This is a genomic window from Flavobacterium adiutor (genome assembly GCF_048282555.1).
GTDB lineage: Bacteria > Bacteroidota > Bacteroidia > Flavobacteriales > Flavobacteriaceae > Flavobacterium.
The window spans coordinates 3,927,398-3,953,898 of record NZ_CP182487.1; the positions used below are offsets into that span (position 1 = coordinate 3,927,398).

The following is a 26,501-nucleotide window of genomic DNA, read 5'->3' on the forward strand; positions in this document are numbered from 1 at the left end:
CAATAAAAATGAGTTCAATAAATCTCCAGGAGAGCCAGTTTTCGGGTTGCGAAACCTATATCGCTATCGTTGTCGACGAATCGGGTTCGATTAACGCTGACGAAGCAGACCAAATACGTGAAGGGCTTGCTGAATTTATCAATTCTCAGGCGCAAAGTAACATTACGCTTTCCTTAATCGGAATGTCAAATAGCGACAGCGATTCGAGAACAGACCATGTTATCCAAAAAAGAATTTCTGGCAATCAGGAAGAATTTTTAGACTGGATTGACTCCTATTTAGGATCAGCCCATCCACAATCTGATTATTGGGCATCCGGTTTATCTGTAGCCAACAATCTTACGGTAATCCCAGACATTGTTGTTATTGTTACCGATGGACTGCAGGTTAATAATCCCAATTTGCTTAAAGATTTATATGGCGATCTAAACGAAAAATCACACGTTTTTGTTTATGGCGTAACCAGCAGCGAAAGCAATACTGCCGAATTACTGACACCGCTAAATTTGTATTTAGGGCAAACACCGGTACTAAAAAGCAACGGTCTGTCTATGCTAAACGCAGATTACATCAGAGTTCCAGACTTTAAAACTTTGGGAACCGAGTTAATCCAGCTTCATAATGATTTATCCAAAGAACAGATTGGATGTGTTGCGAATGTAAGCATTATCGAAAACAAACTGGTTTATCCTGTTTTAAGAAAAGGCCGTGCTGTTCATCAGCAGGCCGGTTCTTTAGTCCTTAAAAATAGAAGCCGTATTGATCTTACTCTCGCTGCGGGAACAAGAATCCATACATCCAGTAACCTGAACGGGTTGGTTTTTAAACTCAATGAAACTATTACCATTTCTGCCTTATCCCAGGCAGAAGTAGCAATAAGAATTGAGGGAACACCAAAGCTTCTTGGTAATCATTCGGAATTGCTTTTTATAAACAAGGTTAAAAATCCTGGTGGGTTTACTATTAATTTTAATGTAGCGAAAGAAATACATGTTGTTGACATTACTTCAGATAGCACGGCATTACAATCTACCAGTTTGCAAATTGCTGCTGCAGGTTCTAAAGGAATTGACAGTACAAAAGGAATTCACCTCCGTTGGTTTTTTGCAGACGAATTAGGCGAAAAACACCTTCCAAAAGGAAATTTATTTACCGGTACAAAATTTCATAATTTCAATAAGCCTGATGATTTTGTTAAAGTTTACAGAGCGCCTTATACCAAAGTCAGCACCACTTTAAATTTAACCGGTAATCCACAGGGAGTAGATAACAGAAATGCCTTTTGGATTTATAAAATCAATGCTAAAAGATCTATTTATGTTCGTTTTCGCAAAAAATCAAAATATGCTTCAGTATTACTTAATATCAATCCGTTAGAGAATGCAGCAGCTTTTATTCAGGCTTATGGAAATAATATAATCGAAATTGAGAATAAAAATGAATTGTTTTTTGCTGCTGAATTGAACTTTACGTCTGTAAACACTAGTAGTCTTGTGAGGCTGGAAACACTGTCTGTGGCCGAAAACACTATTTTAGCAACAAAAAAAGTTAGCAATCGTAAAACGTATTCCAGTGCCGATGCAGCTGCAATTCGGGTAGTTGCAGAAAATGGCCGAATTATTCAGCTTAAAGCAAATAACTGTCTTTTAAACGAAATCAAATTTGAATTTTATTCCGATTTTATTACATACGCCAATCAAAACGGAAATTGGGAACTTAAAGGGAAATTTGCCTTAAATACAGACGATAGCAAAGTATTTGAACAGTTAGAACCAAAATTAAATTCGGTTCACGGAAAATGGCTGAAATATAATAATGGTGAATATGTAAACATTAACAATTATAAAGACAAATGGAACAAACCAACCAGTGATGATGACAGGAATATTAAAGAAACCGTTGAAAATTATCTGAGTATAAGTCAAAATGAACCTCTAAATCCTACTGCAACAGAAACTGTATCTTTTGGAGACCAGGTATTAGCAAGCGAACCTTTAGAAGGCCAGGATCCTGAATACATATCAAACTCTACTAAGGTATCCAATCTTGATTTATTAAACATAGCTGCAAACGACTATCACGTCGCGCGTATGCTGGGTCTGGGATTCATTGATATTGAAGAAACTGTTTTATCAGGAGAGTTTATTTACCTTACGGAATATACCACACTGGTTGATTTAAAAGATGTTTCAAAACCAAAAGAAGTACTGCATCTTTCTATGAGTATTCCAACTTCTGTAGCAACAGAAAGGTTGCCACTGCCTGTACATTTAACTAAAATTGTTCCGGGGTTAAGTGTCAATTCAGAAGAAAACGAACCGTTGAAAATTACAGATGAAAACGGATATAGTTTTGATGGAAAGAAAAGATTTGTGAGCTTATTTATGAAAGACATCCTCGATTATGATACTTATAACGGATTCTTTAGTTCTTCATTAGAATTTGACGGAAGCTCTTTTACTGTTCCTGTTTATGCAGGCGTCAATCACAAAATTGAAGGGCTCGACCCTGACTGGGTAAAACCAGAACTGGCGTCTGATCCGGAATATTACAATGTTAACAAGGACTTAGAAGACTCTTTTTATGAACCTAACCCAATCGTCATTCCTGAGTCAGGAGAATCCTTATTGAATATCCGTCAGGAAAAGGTAGGAACTTATACCTATATCTATCAGGGATATGGTATTAATTTTTTTTCGAGAGCAACATCTGGTGGTGAAATAAGTATTCAATCTGAAATTAAGCCTGCAAATACGCTGATACCTCCTACCGGTATTAATCCGCTTTTGATTACAGAAGAAAAGCCTGTGATGCTTACTTCACAAATGGAACAGGCTCGCTTACACGCTATTCCTGGAAATGATAAAAGTTTTATCAGGCTTGTTTTCGAATACAATGCGGCTCATGAATTAATAAAATATGATATTCCTGAAGGGATGACTGTTGCAGAAGCAGAGAAAACAGATACTATTTATCCGGATGATAAGGAAGTTTTTGCAGATTCCTTTAAGCTTTATTTCAGGGACAGCCTGCCTCTAATAGAATATGCCGCAATTGTAGGGATTCAAAACAAAACTGTAAACGATCTTACTTCGGTTATTACAGTAGGCAAAAGTTATACAATTGCCAGCACCGGTGAAGAAATTAATTTAAACGGCGATAATTTAAATCGATTTGTTGGAGGAATTTTATCTCTGGGAGATGTAAACTATGTGATTCAGAATATAAATCCGCTTTATAACACTAATGATGAATTTAATGGTGCCGAAATTCATGTCCTTAAAAAAGAAGTAACGGACAGTGTTCTTGCCGATGGAGAAGCTACAGTTGATTCTGAACAAATTAAAGAAATCCAAATACCTGAAAACCGTTTATGTGCTCTGGTAGAAAACATGCTGACCAAAACCAATTGGCATCCTTTAGAATCTCTTGACTTTAAGGTAGATTATCCCGAAAATTTAAAGGATGTCAACAGAGAAACGGTTAAAGACACAGACAGTGAAGGAATTGAAAAATTACAAATAGAAAAAACAAGAGGAATCTGGGAAAATGCCGTAATCGAAAGAGTTACTGAAAAGAGTTATCAAATGGATGCTCAGGGAAATTTTGTTTTAGATACTGAAGAAAATCTGATTCCATTAGGAGATGACGATTTGAAGCATCTGGGATTATACAAAATAACATTTCCTAATTTCAACTTACCACAGCATCCGCAGTACAAAGGCCAGAACATCGAAAATTCGGTAGAATGGTTTAATGGAACTATTCGATTATTGACCAAGAGCTGTATGCAGCCGGGAAGTACTATTCCAGTAAAACCGAGAAAAGATTTCAAGGTTGTGCGAACAGAAAATATTGGAGAAACAGGAGATTTGGTTGTATATGTAAATGATCCCGATTTTAAATTAGGTGATTACATCAATCAGACGATGCTTGAAGGCTATGATGAAATTTTAGGGGTACAAGATTATTCGGGAGATTATGTATCTCAAAAAGTAAACTATTATCCAGGTTATAAAGTATATCTTTTTGCTAATCCTACGTACGGAATTACAGAAGCGAATATTTTGCCAAGAGCCGGTGAGAGCACGCATTATTCTATTTTTGGAATCAGTACATACGCTGATATGTCTGCTTTTGCTATCGAGGACGGTTATGACTCTAAAATTAGTACGCCAAGTCCAATGTATGCTGTAAAAATTACAGCTCCTAAACGACCAGAAAAACCAAATGGCGGATTATTCGCTACCAGACCGGATTTCTTTAAACGTTCGACCTATACATTTACAACTGAATATAAGCAAAAACCTTATGGGCTGTTACATTACAGAGCGAGTGATGAGGCCCTGCTAAGTGTTTTGTATAAAAGGCAAACCATTAATTTAATCCGTGAGCGTTTAAGTGAACTGGGCGGAACTAATGATATTTATTTTGGAAACAGATGGCAAAGTCTGTTGAATTTTGACGGATTATTAGATTCTAATAATGCTTTAAACCCAAGTGATCTATTAAGTTTGGAAGACCAGCCAAATCCACCGGCACCAAGAATTCCGATTTATTATGAAGAATATCCTGAAGAAGGCGATCCTTTGCTGCAATATCGTTTTCCTGTTCCTGACAATGAAGAACTTATCAACGAAATAAATGAGTTCATTAACTGGCATAATTCGTCACTTAGTCCTAGTTCACCAAAAGCACCAAATATTACTTCCCTGGCAGCGCTAAATGATGTTATTATTGATGTAAAATATGGCGTTGAAAGAAATGTATTAGCCATCCATTTTATTGAGCAGGCGATTCATACCGCATTTGTACCTCTTACAGAAGTACCTGTTATTTATGATTATATTAATGCTGATCCTACATATACGCCGATAAATAAAAAACAAACGATCAAAGACAAGAATGGCTATCTCTTAAAAGCAACGGATACCGGTTTTGATATTGCGCCGATGATGAAAATCACAGCTGCTACACCAATCAAAAACGCAGCACAGTTTACAGATTTTAATCTTGACGGCGCATCGCAGAACTTTTATTTTTATGGAGTTCGTGAAATAGACATCAAGATGAATTTTGGTGAATTCAGTCCCTTTTTAGGACCTGTAAAATTAGTGCCTTCGAATCCGCCGCAGACACCGGAAATCAAACGAATTATGCCAATTCTGGAGAATCCCGTATTAGGAATTAAACCAGCCATTCAAATTGAATTAAACGCTTATCAGCCAGAGTACAATATCAAAAAAATAAATATCTATCGTGCCTCTTCAATGCTTGATGCACAATCTATAAGAACCATGACTCCGGTAAAAGAGATTCTGATTAATGAAGAAACTTTGTCAACAGATTTTGATAATGTCTGGACCGTTTACGATGAGTTTGAAGATTTGGAAGATTTGGAAAATGTGCCGTTTGGCGAGGGGATTTTTTACAGAATTACCGTTTCAAGAGAAATTGAATATGCTAAACCAGGTTCTGGTGATGCAACAATCAATATTGATTATACGCCGTCTCAGCCATCAAAAATTACTGCAACGGTAATAGCGGATACTATTTCACCTGAATCTCCTGTGTTAGAAGCTTCCGGAAATCCAACAGGAACAAACGGGTCGATTTTAAAACCAGTCATTTTTAGTTGGGAAAAAACAACTCATAATGGTAAATACCTTCTTTACAAAATGAATAATCAGGGTAACTGGGAAAAAATTCATGAGATTGCTTCTAATGAAAGTACCGTGTCTCTTCCTTTGGCTGATGTTGCATACTACACTGACGAATTAGTGATTAAAAATGAAGATGATGAAAGAATGTATCATCATTTCAAAGTTATTGCGGTAAACTCATCAGGTATGTTTAGCAGTGAAGAAAAAATCCTAACCCTTTAAATTCTAAATGAATCCCAATGCAAAATTCATTGGGATTCAAAATAACCTCATCAAATAAATATTTACAGAAATAAAATAAATAACATGGCAACAACAAGCAGACCTAATATCAGAAGCAAATTTGAGAATAATGATATTCCTACGGAAGAACATTTCGGGCAAATTATTGAAAGTTTCGTTCACAAAGACGAAGACAAGGCCGACTTTCAGATGGTAGAAATTGGTACAGATAATGAACATTATATCACTCCGGCACTTTTGAATGTCGGTTTACAAAATATCGGCATCATTACCGGCAACTCCTATATGCCTAAAAAAGAATATTTTGACATTTCATTAACTGGTGCTACCACTGTATCTCTGGAGGAATTTCCAATCCCAAATAGTGTCAGGGTGTATAAAAACGGACAGCTTTTACAAGAAGGTGAAGCCGAAGGTCAGGATTATGATTATTCGGTCAATTACAACACTGCCATCATTACGTTTTCGGGAGTGGTTAGTGACCGAAATATCGAGGTCGATTACTGGTTTAAAAATTTAAGCCCGTCACCAGGAAATGGAAGCGGAGGCGGAGGAAGTCAGCCTGTCGATTTAACCAATTTTTTACATACCACAGGCAACGAAACCAAAAATGGTATTTTAACTTTTAATAATACTACCGCTGCTTCTACCAGTGGAATTGCTCTGAGTAATAGTGGTTCGGGCGCAGCCTCAGCTTCTCTGAATGTGAGCGTAAGCGGAGCAGGAAAAGGAATTTCAGTAGAAAATTCATCGACCGGAACGGGGGTATATCTAAACTCTACTACAGAAGCTACAGGCGATATTTTACAAGTTACAAAAAACAATGTCGTTAAAGTAAAAATTGAAGACGATGGTGTTGTAACTGCGTCTAAATTTGTTAGTGAAGGAGGAACTGAATTTAAATTCGTAAAAGGTGATGGTTCCCTTGATCCTACAGTTTATGCTGAAGATTCAAAAGTACTTCATACAACAGGAGAAGAGTCCAGAGACGGAGCCTTAACCTTAACCAATAGTTTACCACAGGATGTTTTAACCATTAGTAAAAATGATAGTGCCAATTGTTTAAAACTGGTACAAAACTCTATTGATGCTGACACAACTGCAACCTGGGACACGAGCACAGACATTGCCGGAAGAAAAGCCATCAGTATTGAAAAACTAGGAGACCCAACAGCTTTTATAACGCATGATGGTGATATTGTGGCACGTTCCTTTAGCACCACAAAAGCAGATCTGACAGATGATGGTTTGTTTTCATTAGAAAGCCGTACTTCGCCGGAATCATCAGAAGGCAAAGCCAAATTATACGCCAAAAGTGATGGTACTGACACGCATATGTATGTTATGGGCAGTGATGGGGTTGAGAAGAAGATTGGAGCATCAGGTAGTGCTGCACCAGAGCCTTCACAAATTACAATTTCTACAACTTCAGCTATTACAACTGATACATTGGATGCAAACAGTAAAACTCAGATTGGTAAAAATGTAGTGATCAGTAACGGATCAAGTGCTATAAACATTACCGTAAATGGAGGAACTGATTTTAGCGCCTCATACTTAAAACATGGTACAGGAGTCATAACTTTTGTACAAGGTACAGGCAGAACACTTGTTCTTGTTGATGGAACCGCTGTACTAAACGGAATAGCCGGAAGCACCGCAACAATTTCAAGTGTAGGAACGACTGATTATTTACGAATCTCTAATGCATAAATTATGAATCCTTTATTACATTATGAGTACGGTGCTTCAAAAAAAGCATTTGTCTCGACCTGGAGAACATCAAATACTTCTACCGGATCCAGTACTGCAACTCAGATAAAACTGCCATTAGTAAATGGAGGAACATACAATTTTAGAGTTAGCTGGGGTGACGGAACCACAGATACAATAACAAGCTGGAACCAAGCTCAAACGACACATGCCTATGCTATTGCAGGTGATTATACAATAAGAATTACGGGAACTTGTAATGGATGGGTCTTCAATAATACTGGAGATAGATTAAAAATACTATCAATTTTATATTGGGGAAAACTTAAATTAGGTACAATACAAGGGAATTATTTCTATGGGTGTTCTAACTTAGACTTATCTGGGGTTACCGATATTTTAGATTTGAGCTCTACAACCAGTCTAAGTAGTGCTTTTAGATTCTGTAAATCATTGACAACTGTGGGTAAAATGAATGAATGGAATACATCATCTGTTACAAATATGAGTTTTATGTTTCAGGAAGCTACATATTTCAATCAACCTTTGGATAACTGGAATACATCTAATGTTAAAAACATGAGCGGTATGTTTATTTTATGTACGAATTTCAATCAGCCTTTGGATAACTGGGATACATCAGTTACTACAAACATGAGTAGTATGTTTAGTTCTGCTACAAATTTTAATCAGCCTCTAAATAACTGGAACACTTCATCTGTTACAATCATGAGCAGTATGTTTAGTTCAGCTACAAATTTTAATCAGCCTCTAAATAATTGGAACACTTCAGCTGTTACAAGTATGCGTAATATGTTTGCTTCAGCTACAAACTTCAATCAATCCTTAAACAGCTGGAATACGTCAGCCGTTACAAATATGGGTTTTATGTTCTACATGGCTGCTTTATTTAATCAGCCTTTAGATAGTTGGGATACATCTGCTGTTACTGATATGGGAACAATGTTTTATCTAGCCCCAAACTTTAATCAAAATATAGGTGCATGGAATGTAAATAATGTCATAAATTTTAATTCCATGTTTGCAGGCGCATCAGCATTCAACAATGGTGGAAGTCCTAATATAAATAATTGGATACTAAACACAAGCGTAGCAATTCAAGCAATGGCAATGTTCAATAGTGCTACAAATTTTAATCAGCCTCTGAACAACTGGAATACGTCAGCTATTACAAATATGAGTTACATGTTTCATGGAGCTACACTATTCAATCAATCTTTGAATAATTGGAATACGTCAGCCGTTACAAACATGCTAAGCATGTTTAGAGAAGCTACTGCATTCAATCAGCCTTTGAATAATTGGAATACTTCAGCTGTTTTAGATATAAGTTATATGTTTTATGCTGCTACAAACTTTAATCAGTCGTTAAGCGACTGGAACACATCAACTGTTGTAAACATGAGGTCTATTTTTCAAAATGCAACAAACTTTAATCAAAACATAGGATCCTGGGATGTGTCAAATGTAACAAATTTCACCAACTTTATGTCCGGAAAAACTCCATCAACATTCTCTTCAGCAAATTTAGACGCAATCTACAACGGCTGGAGTACCAGATCAGTAAAACCTTCCTTAAGTATCTCATTCGGGACTGCAAAATACACCTCTGCAAGTTCCGCAGGAAGGGCAATATTAACTGGAACTCCAAACAATTGGGTTATTGCTGACGGCGGTATATAATTTTTAATACAATTATATCATTTTTTATTCAACTCTAAAATTCGTTAATCCGTATCAGTTATCGTTTCAATCATCTAAAAAAATTAAACTCAAAAACACATTAAAATAATAAAAATGGAAAAACAGTAATTCAAAACGAAGAAGCTAAGACAATCAGTGCAGAACAATTAAAAAAGGTACAGGATTTTAATGCTTTTATGGATAAAGCCAGATTATCATTAGGCGAATTGTCTATTCAGTTCGAGTTTCAAAAAGCTGATATTTTAAGTCAGATTGCCGTTCAGCAGCAAAATTTTAATGAATTGGAAAAAGCAATTAAAGATGAGTACGGAGATATCAGGATCAACATCAAAACAGGAGAAATTGTAAGACCTGAACAACAATAAAAGTCCTGAAAACCATATTAGAACATTTATCTGGAACCACAAACTTGCAGGCTTATCTGGCGTGGTTCCTTTTAACTTTTAAAGGTGCTTTTACAGCCATTGTAATTCGTGCCGGACTCAGCTGCCAAAACCAACTCACTCTCCCCTATCGCTGGTCCTGGCCGCTCTTCATCAGGGATAACCTGAACAATTTACTGTTGGTTTATTTTATCTCTTTTATTCTTTTCAGATCATTAAATCCAATTATTCTAACGGAACCCAATACAGGTTTTGCCATTTTAGCCGGCACAATAAGTAACGAACTGGCACTGTTTCTTTTAACATTCAGCTTTAATCGAAAAAAATAAACTGAAGACGATCTTCTAAAAGGATAAAATAAATCCTGAACAAAAAACTACAAAAAATTTAGTCCAATATTCTCAATGTCCTTATGGATACCATTGGACAGATCATAATCTATAAAAAAATATGGAATATTATAACATAGCAAAGTCACTGACTGCAACGAAAAACGATTGTGCTGCCGGAATTATGGGAACCCCCGTTACACTCACTGCCCATGCAAATCAGTTTGTATCGAATGTAAGTGTCGAAGATGCAAATGCAAAGGCCGATGCCTGGCTCGCCGCAAATATACAGGCGTATGCCAATAACTCCGGAACCTGCAGGGCTACTGCCTGGAGAGGAATTAACCCTTCATGCCTGCCTGAACCTGACACAACTTTATCTCCTTTTGACTATATGGTAATCAGGTACAAATGGGCACTGGGAGCCGGAAGGGATTTGGACACCTATACCGGAATTATAAATACCGGAATTCCATCTCTAGATAAAAAATGGATGGGATGGGGACACCAAATGGGTAACGAAATACCTGCGGGTGCAACGCCTGAAAATTGTTATATCATGTGGGCTGGTGATAATACACAGGCAAACGGAATAGAATCTTGTCTGGTCAATTTTAAGAATATTATTAATCATTATCCTAGTCTGAATACAGCACAGATACGAATGGCAGGCTCCTGGTATTCTTCTAAAGGAACCGGAAATATTGAGATTGAAGTAACCACTTATCTGGGCGGAAAAATGATCAAAGACGGATATAATATTGTAAATGACGGTGGAGGCCATTTGGTGCAACAGCTTACATTTTCTAAAAATATAGCTATTGCAGGTCAAAATCTGGCCAACAATATAGAAGCAGTTACCAACATTGGATACATCACTTATAGTAAAAACCAAGCCGGACAAATTGTAATCACTTATTAATAAAAACAAATATGGCAAATTCAGGATATAAATCTTTTGAAACACTGGAATTATACTACATCGACGATAAAAGCTATGCAGGAGAAAGAAAACCAAATGTAATCACCGATCCGGATTATATTGCACCCGTTTTAGATACTGTAAGCTGTGCTCCTGGCGTAAGATATTACAATACAGAAAAATCGGTATATGCAACCCGCAACAACTGCCCCATCAGTTATAAAGGAAGCAGCGTAAAAGTCACCGCTTATCCAAATCAGTTTGCTTCTGATATAAGTGTCGCTGATGCTAATAATAAAGCTCTTGCGTGGCTGGCAGCAAATGCACAGTCATTTGCAAACAGTTCCGGATCCTGTATATTCAGTCCGGGTCCGGTTATTTTACCGGTAAACAAATCCGTAATTTTTGAAAATCAGGATTCTTCATGGGATGTATGCAGAGGTGCAGCTTCAGCCGATTTTCAATATACTGCCAATCAGGTTATAGGATCCGGATACATTGATTCTGTTTTTTACCTGAACCGATATCGAGGTGCCATTGACACATCGTCTGTGACAACGAGACCTAAATCTGCGAAATTGAAATTTAAATTCAGTACCAATACTGTAGGCAAGGCTTTAACTTTTAATTTAACGTGAGTTCGATATAAGGAAGTAAAAAATATTTGGAAAACAGAGATGGTTTTTGTATATTAATGTCTGACAAACAACCAATTACAATTAAAACCATCCCTATGTTATCCAATGCTAAAATTACAGAAATTTACTTTATTATAGACGAATTCTCGAAAGAATTTGATAAAACCATGACTGCTCATAGCTTAAATGAAAAAGATTCTCCAAAGAAAAGAAACCGAAAATTTACGATGACTGATAGTGAAGTTATGACTATTTTAGTGCTTTTCCACGCTATGGGTTACAAAAATTTGAAGCATTTTTATTTGTTTTATATTGGGAAGCATTTGAAAAAAGAATTCCCAAACCTTGTTTCCTATAACAGATTTGTAGAACTTCAAAAAAAAGCTATTGTCCCAATGGCGCTATTTTTGAAAACTTGTTGTTTGGGACAATGTACAGGAATTTCTATTATTGACTCAACCCCTTTACGATCATGCCATATTAGACGAGAAAAACAACACAAAACATTTAAGGATTTAGCAACAAAAGGGCATACTTCAACAGGATGGTTTTTTGGATTTAAGTTGCATTTGATTATAAACGACAAAGGAGAAATTCTTGATTTTATGCTTACTCAAGCCAATGTTGACGATAGAGAACCATTAAAAAGCAACAACTTTCATAAAAGAATATTCGGAAAACTTTTTGGAGATAAGGGATATATTGGAAAAGATTTGTTTGAACAACTTTTTATTGATGGAGTCCATTTGGTCACTAAAATCAAAAAGAATATGAAGAATAGTATAATGCTTTTACAAGACAAAATTATGCTTAGAAAACGATCATTAATCGAAACTGTTTATGATCAATTGAAAAATATTTGCCAAATAGAACATACAAGACATAGGAGTTTTGATAATTTTATAACAAACTTACTATCAGGACTTATAGCCTATTCTTTTTTTCCTAAAAAGCCTTCTATAAATGTCGATTTTGAAAATAACAGACTTGTTGCTTAAATATTCTTATATCGAACTCACGTTAATTTATATACTTCCACTACAAAAATTCCAATAAGTCAGGCATTTCAGCTTTCTGACTGGAACGACTGGAATAGTGACTCTTTTGTAAATAAAGTAGAAGTAAATAAAGACTCAACCAACTATCAAGAAATAGCTTTAACCCCGGCTCAACTGAACCTATTGCTTTCAGACCAGGTTTATAACTTTTTCCTGATCTCTAATGGTGACAAAGACGGCTCAACTCCTACTACAAACAACAGACCTGTTTTGTCTATTGCTCCCGGTAGCATCTATCTGGAATGTACTTTTTAGGCTTACCTGTTAAAGTAAAATAAGGTTTACACATTGAAATCTAAATTAAATAACGGATATCAAAATCATTAAAAAAACACAAAAATGAGTACAGATCATAACAGAATAAAAGTAGCTGATTTAGAAAAAAATGAGTCGGATAAAATACTCTTAACCAATACAATTGGAGAATTAGAATTTAAAGATATTAGCGAAATAAAAACGGATAGCTACAATGCGCTTGATTATACTGCTGAAGGAAAAGCTCTGGATGCCAGACAAGGTAAAGCACTAAAAGATTTAATTGATACTATAAACCAATTGCTAGTTTCTGACAATGTTAACCTAAATACTATCCAAAAATTAGGGGATGCAATTGAAACAGTGCAGAATTCACTCAGTACCATTTTAGTAAATGATTTGACTACAGGCGGAACCACAAAAGCATTGACAGCCGAAATGGGGAAACTGCTGCAAACTAATAAAGTAGATAAGGTATCGGGTGAAAGATTGCTTAACGCTGCTGAAATAGTAACATTAAGCAATCTAAGCGCCAATCTAGCATTAAAACAGGATATTGACAATCAAATAGAATGGGCTACTACTGGCTTAGTGCAAGATTCATGGCATGGCAAGCTTGTTATTTTCAAAGGCAATATCACCATAACCGTCCCGGCAAGTGGGTTAAGAAACGGCTTTACATTCGAAGGCATAGTTGATCCAACCTTTACAGTAAATACAGCTATTACTGCCCCAAAAGCATGGTATGGAACCTATACAGGTACTGCAATACCGGCAAACAGCATTTTTACATTTTTACAACGCGCCTCTGATAGCAATAAAATTTCAATTTTTGGATTATGAGAATAAGAAAAACAATTTTTGGCAGGTCAAAAATCAAGCCTAATACATTTATTGGAGGTGTTTCAGCAACTTTGAATACTCCTTCATTGGTAGCCTCTAAATTAGGAATTTCAGTATCGAGAATTAAAGCTTTTAATATTACAGGTAGTGATATTGAATTTGCTGTTATTGGAAATTATATTATTAGGCATTCATGCTTTCTGAATGACAAAAGCATCACATATTACAGGGATGAAACTGGTTTAGTTACTGGTATAGAAGGTCGAGCTTTTAGAAGCTGTATTTCGCTAATGTTGATAAAAACAGATAACGCATTGTTTTGTGGAGATGAAAGCATCACCAATACAAAAGTTACAGAACTTATTTTTCCTAATATGCAAAGTTTTACAGGTGCTTATGGGTCTTTCCGTCTCAATCCTGAATTAAAAAAAGTGGATTGCCCGAAAGTGACAAGTTCCAGCTGGTCGTATTCTGGCATCGATGTTTGTCCAAAATTAGAATTGGTTAATTTACCCAAACTTTCTTTATTAAGAAGTGGAGTAAATGCTAATAATAGTAATTATATATTTTATCTTTCTAAAGTTGGCTTTACTCTAAATGTGTCGAGTGCTGCTTTAACAAGTAACTCAGGTAATTTAGATAGAGACGTATCATTTGCAATAACCAATAGAGGTGCAGTTGTTAATTATTTATCTTAATTAACAACTATGCCTTGTATAAAATTACCTGATTATCAAATTAATTAGAATAAAAACAAATAGATCACAACTGATTAACACAAAAAAAATGAGCATAAATCATAACAGAATAAAAGTGGCTGATTTAGAAAAAAATGAGCCGGATAAAATACTTTTAACCAATACAATTGGAGAATTAGAATTTAAAGATATTAGCGAAATAAAAGCGGATAGCTACAATGCGCTTGATTATACTGCTGAAGGGAAAGCTCTGGATGCCAGACAGGGTAAAGCACTAAAAGATTTAATTGATACTATAAACCAATTGCTAGTTTCTGACAATGTTAACCTAAATACTATCCAAAAATTAGGGGATGCAATTGAAACAGTGCAGAATTCACTCAGTACCATTTTAGTAAATGATTTGACTACAGGCGGAACCACAAAAGCATTGACAGCCGAAATGGGGAAACTTTTACACACAAACAAAGTTGATAAAGCAGCCGGTGAAAGACTCATCAATACTGCCGAAATAACGAAACTTTCAGGTTTAACAAATGTAACCACAACAACAAAAACAATACTGTCAACAGCCTTAGTGACTCAAAACGTAGCCGGATTTGTTACCTATATAAATAGTCTTAATCCTGTCTTAGTGGTAGGACCAAATGAAGTCGTAAAATACACAACATCCGACACTGGGCGAACTTTTGAATTAAATCTCAGAGGCCGCAGCTTTGGTGTTGGCCAGCCTGCAATTGTAGCGGCAAACGTTATCGAAATTACAGATTTTTTGAATAAAGACATTCGTCTTAGTAATTATCCATCTACACGTAATGATGGGGTTAATCCGGCAAATAAAGTACTGGGAACTGATGCTAATGGTAATATGAAATTATATACTATTGCCACATTGCCGGCTCCTCATCTTAGAGAAATATCACCCAATTTTTATTTACCGAGTACAACGGGAAATATCATTATAAAAGGATCGTTTTTTACTCCGTCAATGACAGTTGCAATAGCCGGTCAAACAGTTAATTACGTAACATTCATAAGTGATAATGAAGTTCATGTAAATGTTACAACCGGTACTACTGAAGGGAGTTTTGCAATTACCTTAAATAATGGAGTTTCAGCAACATTTAACAATATGTTAATGATTATTTTAGGTATTGTTGATTATCCAAAGTCATATTCTTGGACAAACTTTTTATCTACACCAAATGTATCAGAAGATGGAGGCATTAAAGTCTCAACCAATGTGTCAATTCAAGGAGCAGATTGGAAAATTATACCTGCAAATGAAGATTTTAGAATAATAGGAGTTGGTGGTCGAAGTCCTTTTTCTATGACATACGATCTTTGGCCATCAAAAGGAAACTTCCAGTTAATTTCTACAACAGATGGAATAATAAAATTCTGGATGGGTTGGAGATGTTGGGGACCTGGCGCATCAAATGGTGGAAATTTAAGAGCTGCTAATTATTTAGCAGAAGATTCAGGAGATGCTACATCAACAATTGCTTACGGAGATCCTACAGGTAAACAAGGTATTTTGGAAAGAAAAGCTGGAATTTGGAAATTCTACGTTAACGGAATATTAATAAAAACTTTTGCGGGAACTGTTAATGAAGAATTAATCATCCGTTTAAAAATCCAGAATCAAGATATTTTAGGAATAAAATATGTTAAACTTGCAACATAATTTATCTATGATTACACAAATGTTCTATGTAATATATCGTATTAAATATCGAAACATGACAATACTTTAACAGATATTCATTTGATAATTTAGTTTTAAATTTAAGTGACTTTCTGTCTAAATGATTTTATAATCAAGAATCGACAGTATGTCTAGATTTAACGCTATAAATCCTTTAAAAAAAATCTAATACAGAATTAAAGTACGATAAAAACATATCTAGTGGATTAACATACTATTCGAATTGTAGCTAATCAATAATTTAGAAAAAAATTAAAAGGGGACGATTTCAAAATCATCCCCTTTCTGTTTTACATTCTTATTACTGAGATTAAAGAATTATTCTGACACTAATGGTTAATCTTTCAAATTGCTTATAAGCCAATATAGAAAAAGAAATAGTTTTGATCTTTATTCTTTTAGATTTACAGCACAAATTTGAATATTGAAAATGTAATATAACATCCAAAAATTGACTAAAAACGATAACTTTATATCCAAAATAATCTGATTTTCGTATTCCAAATACAAGGCATCTTTAAAAATTCATTTCAAATGAACAAAAACATAACCGCTCTTTATCATATAGCTCAAAAAGAAACTCGAAAAATAATTGGCCTAATGTCCGGAACTTCCCTTGATGGGCTAGATATTGCGTTGTGTGAAATTTCGGGAGCGGGCGAAAACACAAACGTTATCATTCTCGAATTTGAAACTATCCCTTACTCAGAAGATATTAAAACTGAAATCAGGAAAGTTTTTGCTAAAAAAACAATCGATTTTCAGCATTTGTCTTTACTTAACGAATGGATTGGTCTTTTGCATGCTGGTATGGTCAACGACTGTCTTCAAAAATGGAATATTCCGGCACCCGAAGTTGACTTAATTGCTTCGCACGGGCAGACGGTATTACACGCTCCAAAGTTTTTGCATCAGGAGGAAAAATTTCCCAATGCGACTTTACAAATTGGCGATGGCGATCATATTGCGGTAAAAACCGGAATTATCACACTCTCCGATTTCAGGCAAAAACATGTTGCAGCGGGTGGCGAAGGCGCGCCATTAGCCGTTTATGGCGATTATTTGTTGTTCAGTAAAAAAGGCGAAAACCGAATCATGCTCAACATGGGCGGAATCGCAAATTTCACTTATTTGCCCGCTTCCCTTAACGCTGAGGACGTTTTTGTAACCGATACCGGAACTGCCAATACCTTAATTGACATTTTCACCAAACAGTTTTTTCCTGAAAAAAGTTACGATAAAGACGCCGAAATAGCCCAAAGCGGAACCGTAAATCAAACCCTTTTAACGGAACTGAAAAATGATGCTTTCTTCAAGAAAAGTTTTCCAAAAACGATTGGTCAGGAATTGTTCAACAAGGGTTTTGTCGATTCTGCCCTTTCAAAAACCAAACTCGAAAACATTTCGGCACCAGATTTGCTGGCAACTTTAACACGCCTGAGCGCAGAGACAATTGCCGAAGCGATTCATTTTGTGGTTAAAAACAGCGGAACACCTATTGCGGATTTTAAAGTATATATGTCAGGAGGCGGTACAAATAATCCGTTATTGGTGAAATGGTTAAAAGAATTATTGCCTTGCGAATTTCAAAAAAGTGATGATCTGGGCATTTTAAGCGATGCAAAAGAAGCGGTTTTATTTGCTGTTTTAGCCAATGAAACAGTTGCCGGAGGCGATTACAATTTTGGAGCAAAGAAAGGAATCCCTTCTGTAACAATGGGTAAAATTTCGTTTCCGGATTAAAGATTTGGCCAAGAATTCACGAATTTATCGCTAATCTATGCGAAAAATAGATTATTAAACGAATATGCTGATTGGATTGCGTTCAATCATTAAATAAATCCGTGAATTCGTGGCGAAAAAACTTTGATTAAAAAAAATTCGTGAATTCGTGGCAGAAAAAAAATTAAGCCTATTTTTGGTTTCTGTTAAAAAAAGATTGAAATGTACAAAAATCAGCACCTAATATACCCTATCATATTCTTATTTTTCTTTGGATGGAACATCAATTCGCAGGAAAAAGCCAAACATCCTAAAAACGAATTTAGAGGTGTCTGGATCGCAACTGTTGTAAATATTGACTGGCCCAAGACTGCCCTAGACGGTGTTGAAAAAGAAAAAGCAGATTATATTGAAATTTTAGAGACCTACAAAAAACTGAATTACAATGCCGTAATCGTTCAGATTAGATGTGCTGGTGATGCTTTTTACCCTTCAGAACTGGCGCCGTGGTCAAGATTCTTAACAGGAAAGGAAGGTCAGGCTCCCAATCCGTATTACGATGCATTGGGCTGGATGATTGAGCAGGCACACGAAAGAGGTTTTGAATTTCATGCCTGGATGAACCCATACCGTGCTACTTTCGATTTAAACAAACAGCAATTAAGTCCAAATCACGACATTTTCAAACACCCGGAATGGATGATTGAATATGGCGGAAAATTGTATTATGATCCGGCTTTGCCCGAAGTTCAGTCGCATTTAACCAAAGTGGTGAAAGAAGTAGTAGATAAATACGACATCGACGCCATTCACTTTGATGATTATTTTTATCCGTATGCTGTTCCAGGAAAAGTTTTTAATGATACAGCATCCTACAAAAAATATGGAAGCGGTTTGTCTCTTGCCGACTGGCGCCGTGCCAATGTGAGCAATTTTGTACACACGATTTCTACCACTATAAAAGCCAGCAAACCGTGGGTGCAATTCGGAATCAGTCCGTTTGGGGTTTGGCGAAATAAATCGGTTGATCCAAAAGGTTCTGAAACACAATCCACTTCTAATTACGACGATTTATATGCCGATCCGGTTTTATGGATGGACCAAAAATGGATCGACTACATCCTGCCCCAGTTGTACTGGAGTATGAACAATCGCGTTGCCAATTACTCTAAATTAGTAAAATGGTGGTCTGAAAATTCGAAAAACACTGCAATCTACATTGGTCACTCATCCTATAAAATTAGAGCTGACGGTGACAAAAGCTGGAATTTTATGTCAGAGATCCCGAATCAGATTGATTATTTGAGAAGTTTCAAAAACGTAAGCGGAAGTGCTTATTTTAGTGCCAAATGGTTCATGGACAAAAACTTTGATATTGCGAGATATTTAGAAGAAAATCAATATAAGTATCCGGCTCTTCCACCGGCTGTTCCCAATTTAAAACGTGTTATTATTGATACACCCATTGTAATGGAGTACCAAAAAGACAGTCTGCAGCACACCTTTAACATCAAATCGCCGTTAAATACAAAAGTGAGATACATGGTGGTTTACGGAGCAGAACATATTTCGAAAATCGATATTACTGATGCCAGACAAATTGTTGAAAAAATAACAGCCTGTCAAAACAATGGAACAATTTCATTTTCGGTTCCAACAGCAAAAATGAATCAGTATAAAGCTTGTGCTGTAACATTTATTGACTATTTTGCAAACGAAAGTACACCAACTATTATCGACCTAAAAAAGACATTCAACATCTATTCCCCAGCACAACCTGATGAAAACAGATAACACCCCTTGGTTTTGGATTCCGCTTCTTAATTTTGCATCTGGACTTCCTTATGCCGTCATCATTTCGGTTTCGGTAATAATGTACAAAAATTTAGGAATTTCCAATGAAGATATTGGTGTTTACACCAGTTTATTGTATTTGCCATGGGTTATAAAACCGCTTTGGAGTCCTTTTATTGAGTTGAATGGAACCAAAAGAAAATGGTTTTTATCAATGCAGTTACTTATTTCGATTGCATTTTTGCTGGTTGGTTTTACGATTCCGACTAGTGGATTTTTCATGATGACTCTCGCAATCTTTTGGGTCGCGGCTTTTGCTTCGGCTTCAAATGATATTGCCAGCGATGGTTTTTATTTATTAGCATTGCGAAAAGAACAGCAATCTTTTTTCCTAGGCATCAGAAGTACTTTTTACCGACTTGCAATGCTTTCAGGAAATGGTTTAATTGTGTTGTTTGCAGGCTATTTGGAACACAAATACGGAGATAATACAAAAGCCTGGTCGTACACGATGATTGCAGTTGGTTTATTAATGACATTTATTACACTTTATAATTTCGTTTTTACACCAAAAACCGAAATAAATGTTGTTGAAAGCAATAAAGACCACCATTTAAGCTTCGGTACTGTATTTGTGACTTTTTTTAAGAAAAAACAAATTGGTCTGGTTCTGGCATTTATTTTAGTTTTTAGATTAGGAGAATCACAATTACTAAAAATGTTAAGTCCATTCTTGTTAGATAAGAAAGAACTGGGCGGTATGGCTCTGGACACTGAGGCTGTGGGTATTATTTATGGAACTTTAGGAATTCTGGCCTTAACGATTGGTGGTATTTTAGGTGGCATTGCAATCTCTAAGCATGGTCTTACCAAATGGATGCTTCCTATGTTTCTGGCAATGCACCTGCCTATCCTTGGATTTATTGGATTAGCTCATTTTCAACCTGAAGAGCTTTTTCACCTTCACATCAACTTATATTTTTTCGAAATAAATTCCAACCTTAATCTCTACACTTGCCTTGTAGTCATATTAGAGCAGTTTGGATATGGTTTTGGTTTTACAGGATTTATGATGTATCTGATTCATGTTGCCGAAGGAGAATCAAAAACAGCACATTATGCACTGGCAACCGGTTTTATGGCTATGGGAATGATGCTTCCTGGCATGTTAAGCGGTTTTATACAACAATATTTAGGCTATCAGAACTTCTTTATCTGGGTTTTCATAGCTACAATTCCAGGTCTTATTTTATCACGTTTTTTAATTTTTCCGAAAGATTTCGGAAAAAAATCAGAAGAAGTTTAACCCCAAATCAAACTTTTACCTATGAAAATCAATGAAAATTTGCAGGCAGAACGCAACCTGAAAGGCGCTGAGTTCGAAAAAACCGGAGATCTTGAAAAAGCAATTGAACTGTATGAAGAAAATGTTGCAGAAAGCTTTAAAGGAAACCATCCATACGACAGACTGGCAAATATTTACAAAAACCAGCTGGATCTGGACAATGAAATCAGGGTTTTAGAAAAAGCTATTGTAGTTTATGAAGAAATCACACTCGAAGACCGGTTAGAAGGGCTTCCAAAACTCTTTCGCTTTAAAAACCGACTGGAAAAAGCAATTGAAACTAAAAAACAACTGGAAAAACAAAAGAAAAAAAAGCTGAAATAAGAATATTTCTTTTAAACAGATAAAAAGATAGATTTTTTGTCTGAAAAGAATAAAAAGAGAAACTCATTTCTCAACACGTAGCTATGTGTATTTGTATATAGTGAAACGTCTTTTCCGAGGACTAAATGCTATGTTTCCATGTGTTAAAAAATGAAACGATACTGATCAATAAATTTTCAATCATGATTAAAATAAAACGAACTAATTCAGACGATAATGATTTTATCAATCTGGTTGCTTTATTAGATCAGGATTTAGCAATCAGAGATGGTGAAGATCATGCTTTTTACAATCAATATAACAAAACTGATAAAATAAAACATACCATCGTGTATTACGAAAACGAAATTCCGGTTGGCTGTGGTGCTTTCCGCGAAAAAGAACCTCACACAACCGAAATTAAACGAATGTATGTTCATCCTGATTACAGAAAAAAAGGGATTGCTTCTGCCATTTTAAAAGAACTCGAAATCTGGGCTAAGGAAGTTGGTTACACCTATACCATTCTTGAAACCGGGAAAAAACAGCCCGAAGCCATCAACTTATATCAAAAATTAAATTATTCCATAATACCCAATTATCCGCCTTACGAAAAAATGGATAATAGTGTCTGCATGAAAAAGACTTTATAATAATGAAAATGACAGCCGAAGCATTACGACAAAGAATAGGACAATTTTTCTTTCCAGCCGTTTTTATAAACGATACCGAAGAAAATATTCAGGAAACAGAACGCCTTATAAAAAACTATAATATTGGCGGACTGACCTTTTTTCACAGTCGGGCAAGCGCTGCCACGAATTACGAAAGCAAACAGAAAATTGTTTTCAATGATGACAGCTACGAAAAAATCAAAGCATTAATCGTTCGCTATCAAAAAGCTGCTACAACTCCCCTATTAATAAGCATCGATGCCGAATGGGGTTTGGCTATGCGTATTGAAAAAACACCGCAATATCCATATGCCATTACGCTTGGCGCTCTACCTGAAAACAAATCCGATTTGGTTTACGAAGTTGGAAAACAAATTGGACTGGATTTAAAAGCAGCTGGTATTCATTACAATTTAGCTCCTTTGGCAGACATTAACAACAACCCAAATAATCCGGTTATTGGGTATCGTTCTTTTGGAGAAAACAAAGAAAAAGTAGCCCATTTTGCGGTTGAATATTTAAAAGGAATGTCGGAAGTTGGCATTTTAGGCTGTCTGAAACATTTTCCAGGACACGGAAATACCAATGTCGATTCGCATTTAGGATTGCCGGTTTTAAAAGAAACTCTTGAAGAATTACTGGAAAACGAGCTATATCCTTTCATCAAAGGAATTAAAAATAATGTCGACTCGATTATGATTGGACATTTGGCTGTTCCGAGTTTAAATGACGGAAAAGACACTTCTGCAACCTTGTCAAAAGCTGTTATTCAGGATCTTTTGCGTAACAAATTAGGTTATGACGGTTTAGTCATTTCTGATGCTTTGAACATGCACAGCGTTTCTAAATTATACCAAACCAAAGGTCAGCTGGAATGGGAAGCTTTCAATGCTGGAAATGATATTTTATGCTTCGCCGAAAATGTTCCGGAAGGAATCGAAGCGATATTTAAAAATGCTTCGCCAGATCGTATTCTTGAAAGCTATGAACGAATCAGAAAAGCCAAAGAAAAAGCGGGATTATTTTCGAATAAAACTTTTAGTTCTGGCGAATTGGATTTCGAAAAAGCTTCACAATTAAATCTTCAAATTGCTCAAAATGCTATAACTCAAATTATCGATAACGGAATTTCAGATTTAGCTCGTGAGGCTCATAAAAACAACACATTAGCTAAACTGAGCTTATATAAAAATACCGAAAATACATTTTTCAAAACTTTAAGTACCTCATTAGCTTCACCAGAATATGCTTTTGAAAACATAGAAACTTCGGATATTTCAGCGATTAAAAACGAATTAGAAAATTTCGAAACTATCATCATTTCATTGTTTGTTCCGAAAGCAAAACCGTTGAATAACTTTGAAGTAAATGACGAAGTTTTTGAATTGCTTTCGGATCTGATTCAAACAAAAAAATGCATTGTTTACGTTTTCGGAAATCCGTATATTATATCGCAAATTCCAAATCTAAAAAAAGCTTCTGGATTAATTCAGGTCTATCAGGACTTTGAAGAATTTCAAAAAACAGCCGGAAATCAATTTTTGGAGAAAAATACTTTTAAAGGAATTTTACCAGTAAATATTGATATTCAATGAATTACAACAATACATAGTCAAAATTTATCAACTTATAAGCATTAATAATCACATCTTATTGTAAAACCTTCACTTCTAACCTACTTTTGCATCAGAAATAAATTTTAACGTAAAACCAATATTATGTCTTTAGTAGGAAAGAAATTCCCAAGTATTGCAGTAGATGCTATCTCAGAAATGGGTGATAATTTAAAAATTAACATCTTTGAAGAAGCAGTAAACAACAACAAAAAAGTTCTATTGTTCTGGTATCCAAAAGATTTTACTTTTGTATGTCCAACTGAATTACATGCCTTTCAGGCTGCATTACCAGAATTCGAAAAAAGAAATACTATCGTGATTGGTGCTTCTTGCGACACAAACGAGGTTCACTTTGCCTGGTTAAATACCCCAAAAAACAATGGTGGAATCGAAGGTGTAACTTACCCAATCTTAGCGGATACAAACCGTAACTTAGCTAACATTTTAGGTATTTTGGATATCGAATCTACAAGCTACAGCGAAGATACAGATTCAGTTATCATCGAAGGTTCAAACGTAACTTACAGAGCTACTTACTTAATCGATGAAACTGGGAAAATTTTCCACGAAAGTGTAAACGACATGCCATTAGGCCGTAACGTAAACGAATATTTAAGAATGGTTGATGCTTACACACACATCCAAACTAAAGGTGAAGTTTGTCCTGCTAACTGGGAAGCTGGTAAAGAGGCTATGACTGCTGACAGAAACAGTACTGCTGAATACTTAAGCGCTAATTAAGCTTCTAAGATACTGAGGTTCTAAGTTGCTAAGTTTTTTAACTTAACTTTTGAATCTTAGATACAATTCTACAATAAAAGTCAAGAGATTCTAAGATTACAATTAGATCTTAGAATCTCAACGACTTAAAAAATTCATCAAATAAATCCACACAAAGTTATTCGGTTCGAGAGCAAACTTAGCATCTTAGAGCCCTAGTAGCTTAGTGTCTAAAAAATAAAAACTATGTTAATCGACTTAAACGAAGATACCTTAGCAGATTTAGTTGCTAAAAACGAAAAAGTAGTAGTACAATATTCAGCTTCATGGTGTGGGAATTGCCGTATTATGAAACCAAAATTCAAAAAATTAGCAGCAGAAAATGAAGCTATCACTTTTGTTTTGGTTGATGCAGAAAATGCTCCTGAATCAAGAAAATTAGCTAACGTAAGCAACCTGCCTACTTTCGCCACTTTCGTAAACGGACAATTAGTTGGCGAAACGCAAACAAACAAACAAGAAGTTTTAATCGATCTTGTAAACGAAATAGCTTAATTTAGATTGTTAGACTTGCTTAGATTTTTAGACTACTTCGATTCTCTGAATCTTTGTTTCAAAATCTAGTGAAGTCCAAAAATCTAAGCAAGTCTAAGAAGTCTAAAAATCTAAGAAGTCTAAATATGAAATTACCCGTAATCAAGCATTTAACGCAATTCATCGAAGAAAACGATCAGGATTATATCATCGAGACAATCGAAGTTCTGGAAGCGATGACCGAAATTCCTTCTCTGAAAGACGAAGAATTAGACGTAATCGGCGAATTGATTTCAAATATGTACGGCGCCCTTGAAGTACAAAAATTAGTAGCTCAGGGAACCGATAAAAAAGAAGCTTTAAATACGTTCATGAAACGTGTTTTAGGTTCTATCGATAAATAATCGAGCTTACTTTTCAAAGAAAAAACAAAAAAACATAACAAAAAAGCGTTTCTAATTGAAGACGCTTTTTTTATGCCTTAAAATATACTTTGGACGAGCCGGGTGAACGGCTTTAATAAAACTCCGAAATCCCAGCTTTTATTCATACTTTCAAAATCATGCCAATATTATCTAAAAAATAAAAGACTGATTAGTGAATTCACGCCTATCCAAAAACCGTTCTTAATCTATCCTTAAACCCATAACAAATACTTTTAGATTCAAATTTTAATCCTTACTTTTGAACCTCATTTAATTTAAAACAAAAACATGGCTTCAATAACTTTAGGAGGAAATCCAGTTCATACATCAGGCGAATTGCCTGCAGTTGGCTCACAATTAGCTGATTTCAAATTAGTACAAAATGATCTATCAGTAGCTTCATTAAGCAGTTTCGCTGGTAAAAAATTAGTTTTAAATATCTTCCCTAGTGTTGATACAGGAACTTGTGCTACTTCTGTTAGAAAATTTAACGAAAGTGCAAGCGGATTAGAAAACACGACTGTTTTGTGTATCTCAAAAGATTTACCTTTCGCTCAAAAACGTTTTTGTGGTGCTGAAGGCTTAGAAAATGTAGTAAACCTATCCGATTTTCAGGATGGATCTTTTGGAAAAACAAATGGTTTAGACATCATTGATGGTCCTTTAAAAGGTTTACTTTCAAGAGCTATCATTGTAGTTGACGAGAACGGAAAAGTTATTCATACAGAACAAGTTGCTGAAATTGCTAACGAACCAAATTACGAAGCTGCTTTAGCAGTACTATAATACCATTAAATGGAATTTCAAAAAGACAATACTTTTGTTAAAGGCCGACTTAAAAGCGTAATATACGCTTTTAAGGGTGCTTTAAAACTGATCACTACCGAACATAGTGTAATGGTACAGTTTTCACTTGGGATACTAATAACCGTTGGCGGTTTTTATTTTAATATTTCCCATGAAGAATGGCTTTTTCAAATCTTTGCAATTGGTCTGGTGCTTAGTGTAGAAGGACTGAACACTGCTATTGAAAAAGTTGCCGATTTTATTCACCCAAATTATCACGAGAAAATCGGTTTTATTAAAGATATTGCTGCCGGAGCAGTATTTTTTGCCGCAATGACAGCAATAGCAATAGGCTTGATTATTTATATACCAAAATTTATATAGGCAAAAAACACGATAAGCAG

The 26,501-nt window shown here is 35.5% G+C and carries 21 protein-coding genes; all 21 read left to right on the forward strand.

The window, feature by feature from the left end; genetic code table 11:
• Positions 1–8 precede the first annotated feature (8 nt).
• Positions 9–5,885, forward strand: a complete 5,877-nt coding sequence (locus ACNC7R_RS16640; protein WP_417942169.1) for a hypothetical protein — start codon at positions 9–11, stop codon at positions 5,883–5,885.
• Positions 5,886–5,969: 84 nt separating this feature from the next.
• A complete protein-coding gene (locus tag ACNC7R_RS16645; protein ID WP_417942170.1) occupies positions 5,970–7,619 on the forward strand; it encodes a hypothetical protein in 1,650 nt (549 codons plus the stop codon).
• A gap of 3 nt (positions 7,620–7,622) precedes the next feature.
• Positions 7,623–9,323, forward strand: a complete 1,701-nt coding sequence (locus tag ACNC7R_RS16650) for a BspA family leucine-rich repeat surface protein (protein WP_417942171.1) — start codon at positions 7,623–7,625, stop codon at positions 9,321–9,323.
• Positions 9,324–9,520: 197 nt separating this feature from the next.
• On the forward strand, positions 9,521–9,709 hold the full coding sequence (locus tag ACNC7R_RS16655) for a hypothetical protein (RefSeq protein WP_417942172.1): 189 nt from the start codon (positions 9,521–9,523) through the stop codon (positions 9,707–9,709).
• A gap of 468 nt (positions 9,710–10,177) precedes the next feature.
• Positions 10,178–10,978: a DUF5977 domain-containing protein gene (locus ACNC7R_RS16660; RefSeq protein WP_417942173.1), complete on the forward strand. Its 801-nt coding sequence runs from the start codon at positions 10,178–10,180 to the stop codon at positions 10,976–10,978.
• 11 nt (positions 10,979–10,989) lie between these two features.
• Entirely contained in the window at positions 10,990–11,616 is a 627-nt protein-coding gene (locus tag ACNC7R_RS16665; RefSeq protein ID WP_417942174.1) for a DUF5977 domain-containing protein, read from the forward strand.
• Between the two features lie 95 nt (positions 11,617–11,711).
• The gene (locus tag ACNC7R_RS16670; RefSeq protein WP_417943122.1) at positions 11,712–12,614 is read left to right on the forward strand and encodes an IS982 family transposase; all 903 of its coding nucleotides are present in this window, start codon (positions 11,712–11,714) and stop codon (positions 12,612–12,614) included.
• Positions 12,615–13,013: 399 nt separating this feature from the next.
• Entirely contained in the window at positions 13,014–13,772 is a 759-nt protein-coding gene (locus ACNC7R_RS16675; RefSeq protein ID WP_417942175.1) for a hypothetical protein, read from the forward strand.
• Positions 13,769–14,470, forward strand: coding sequence for a hypothetical protein (locus ACNC7R_RS16680; protein ID WP_417942176.1), 702 nt, complete (start codon positions 13,769–13,771; stop codon positions 14,468–14,470). Before ACNC7R_RS16675 ends, ACNC7R_RS16680 begins: the two co-directional genes overlap by 4 nt.
• An 88-nt stretch (positions 14,471–14,558) precedes the next feature.
• Positions 14,559–16,157, forward strand: coding sequence for an IPT/TIG domain-containing protein (locus tag ACNC7R_RS16685; protein WP_417942177.1), 1,599 nt, complete (start codon positions 14,559–14,561; stop codon positions 16,155–16,157).
• 555 nt (positions 16,158–16,712) lie between these two features.
• Positions 16,713–17,921, forward strand: coding sequence for an anhydro-N-acetylmuramic acid kinase (locus ACNC7R_RS16690; RefSeq protein ID WP_417942178.1), 1,209 nt, complete (start codon positions 16,713–16,715; stop codon positions 17,919–17,921).
• Positions 17,922–18,122: 201 nt separating this feature from the next.
• The gene (locus tag ACNC7R_RS16695) at positions 18,123–19,694 is read left to right on the forward strand and encodes a glycoside hydrolase family 10 protein (protein WP_417942179.1); all 1,572 of its coding nucleotides are present in this window, start codon (positions 18,123–18,125) and stop codon (positions 19,692–19,694) included.
• Positions 19,681–21,000: an MFS transporter gene (locus ACNC7R_RS16700; RefSeq protein WP_417942180.1), complete on the forward strand. Its 1,320-nt coding sequence runs from the start codon at positions 19,681–19,683 to the stop codon at positions 20,998–21,000. The genes ACNC7R_RS16695 and ACNC7R_RS16700 overlap by 14 nt, the downstream gene beginning before the upstream one ends.
• Positions 21,001–21,021: 21 nt before the next feature.
• On the forward strand, positions 21,022–21,363 hold the full coding sequence (locus ACNC7R_RS16705; RefSeq protein WP_417942181.1) for a hypothetical protein: 342 nt from the start codon (positions 21,022–21,024) through the stop codon (positions 21,361–21,363).
• A gap of 182 nt (positions 21,364–21,545) precedes the next feature.
• Positions 21,546–21,995: a GNAT family N-acetyltransferase gene (locus ACNC7R_RS16710; protein ID WP_417942182.1), complete on the forward strand. Its 450-nt coding sequence runs from the start codon at positions 21,546–21,548 to the stop codon at positions 21,993–21,995.
• Between the two features lie 2 nt (positions 21,996–21,997).
• Positions 21,998–23,611, forward strand: coding sequence for a glycoside hydrolase family 3 protein (locus ACNC7R_RS16715; protein WP_417942183.1), 1,614 nt, complete (start codon positions 21,998–22,000; stop codon positions 23,609–23,611).
• A 123-nt stretch (positions 23,612–23,734) separates the two neighbouring features.
• Positions 23,735–24,373: a peroxiredoxin gene (locus ACNC7R_RS16720; RefSeq protein ID WP_073416931.1), complete on the forward strand. Its 639-nt coding sequence runs from the start codon at positions 23,735–23,737 to the stop codon at positions 24,371–24,373.
• A gap of 225 nt (positions 24,374–24,598) precedes the next feature.
• Entirely contained in the window at positions 24,599–24,907 is a 309-nt protein-coding gene (locus tag ACNC7R_RS16725) for a thioredoxin family protein (RefSeq protein ID WP_417942184.1), read from the forward strand.
• A 125-nt stretch (positions 24,908–25,032) separates the two neighbouring features.
• The gene (locus ACNC7R_RS16730) at positions 25,033–25,290 is read left to right on the forward strand and encodes a DUF6952 family protein (RefSeq protein ID WP_008462029.1); all 258 of its coding nucleotides are present in this window, start codon (positions 25,033–25,035) and stop codon (positions 25,288–25,290) included.
• A 309-nt stretch (positions 25,291–25,599) separates the two neighbouring features.
• Positions 25,600–26,097, forward strand: a complete 498-nt coding sequence (gene tpx / locus ACNC7R_RS16735) for a thiol peroxidase (protein WP_417942185.1) — start codon at positions 25,600–25,602, stop codon at positions 26,095–26,097.
• 9 nt (positions 26,098–26,106) lie between these two features.
• A complete protein-coding gene (locus ACNC7R_RS16740) occupies positions 26,107–26,481 on the forward strand; it encodes a diacylglycerol kinase (RefSeq protein WP_417942186.1) in 375 nt (124 codons plus the stop codon).
• Positions 26,482–26,501 lie beyond the last annotated feature (20 nt).